Origin of the sequence: Caballeronia sp. (assembly GCF_049581465.1) — a bacterium.
In the GTDB taxonomy this organism is placed as follows: Bacteria; Pseudomonadota; Gammaproteobacteria; order Burkholderiales; family Burkholderiaceae; genus Caballeronia.
Genome location: NZ_JBAUSA010001014.1, coordinates 1 through 1,699, shown reverse-complemented (window position 1 = coordinate 1,699; position 1,699 = coordinate 1). Strand labels below are relative to the sequence as shown.

The window sequence follows — 1,699 nt, the reverse complement described above, 5'->3', positions numbered from 1 at the left end:
CCGGCCGAGAGCACCGGAAAATCCTCCACCAGATGCTGACCGGGCGGCAGTCGTCGCGCCGCGTCAGGGGGTGGTCGACGTCCGCCGAAACCTCGGGTCACCATGGCTTAGAACTCCAGTGCTTGGTATATGAAGAGAACGGCCGAGGACCGCGTCAAACTCCTTGCTTGCATTGACCTCCTCCTTGAGGTCGATCGCCCAACCAATCTCAAGATCGATGGGATCAGCGAGTGGATCGGTTAAGCCCCAGGTGAGCCTTGGAGATAACATAGTCGGTGTCCGACGCGAGCGTCACATGGCATGATATGCAAGTGGTCGTGGGCTGCGCAGTCGGGAGGTACGGCTCCGGCTGATGGCCGAAGCTGAAGTAACCCCAGTGGCCGGGCTGCTCGGGAAAGCGGGCAGAGTCCTTGACCATGTAGCCGAGCCCAATATAGCGGCTCTCATAGATTCCATCTCCGAACCGGGTGCTGCAAACGAAGGTCTTGCTATCGCATCCTGGTCCGACCTGGACGGCGGTAAACTCTTTGACGATCTGACTCCCTTCCGGCCACTGGCCGGTCTCCTGGTACACCGCCATGGCGCTGGGCTCGACATAGGCATTGAGGATCTCGGGGGTTTTGGTCAGCTTCTGGTCGAGGATGTTTAGACCGATGGGTTTATACCGACTGCCCACGTGGACCCACTGCCGCCATTCGATCGGACGTGTAACCGACCCATCCGCCGCAAAGCGAGCCCGGTTGACCTGTTCTTCTGACTTGGCGTGAGCGAAAGACCAAGCTGCGACGGCCAAGGTGAGAAGCGCCACGGCCGCGATTGCCTTCCTGGCGCGTGGGGACTTCACGGGCGGGCCTCAGTCTTCGGAATGGGTTTGGGCGCCGGCGGATTGCCAACCTGCTCCTGCGCTGTGAATGGCGCGCCGAAATACGGGAACTCCGTCCGTATCCTCGTTTTGTCGGGCGCCACGCCGTCAGCCAAAGCGAAATTACTAGCAAGGGTGATGATGACGTCCATGACGTCGTCCGCAAGGCTTCGACCGTTAAAGCCGGCGAAGTCGAAACTCGCATCCGATCCGAGTTGATAAGGCAGCATGATGGGGCAGAGGCGATCGGCGACCTGGCGTCCAGACTCAGAAGGATTCGGGGTCGAGCCAGCCAGATCACTGACGATCGACGTGTACTGTGCAAGGGCCGCCCCAAGCTTCTCGCGATCCTCGGCCGGTCCAGTCCGATTATAAATCTCACGCAACGCCTCGTCGGGCAGGAGGACGTTGCTGATCAATGGTAGACCCCAGCGGGACACCTGCACTTCGGGGGCGTGGCCAAACAGCGAAGCCGTTGCCCAGGCGTGAACTCGGCTCCCCTCACTGCCTATCATTCGGGTGGGAATCTCAAGCACGATTGCCGTCACATTGCGGTGGGCGAAAAAATTCTTGCGGTTCTCCCACGCCTCCAAGGCGAAGCGTTTTTCTTTTGCGAGCGCAGTCCTAAACCTCCCAAGCGCCTGTGCGTCTCCGGCGAACAGGTCTGGCGCGAGCCCTGCAAAAACCTTGATCCCGCCCTCACCGGTCAGCGAGGCGCCGGTCAAGCTCGAGGCGACGAGTTCGCCTTCGACCCCTTTGAGAGCGTGCGGGCCGATCGAGCGCAGGATTTGGAAGGGTTGGATATGATGGCGCTCGTCGCCGGCGGCGTGTTCAACC

2 protein-coding genes are annotated in these 1,699 nt (G+C 60.7%); both read right to left on the bottom strand.

Annotated features, from left to right (window positions below):
• Window positions 1–223: 223 nt before the first annotated feature.
• Complete coding sequence (locus WCA53_RS24810) at window positions 224–808, bottom strand: cytochrome P460 family protein (RefSeq protein ID WP_423916655.1); 585 nt, start codon at window positions 806–808, stop codon at window positions 224–226.
• 32 nt (window positions 809–840) lie between these two features.
• The coding region (locus WCA53_RS24805; protein WP_423916653.1) for a DUF4331 family protein at window positions 841–1,699 on the bottom strand (859 nt) is incomplete at its 5' end.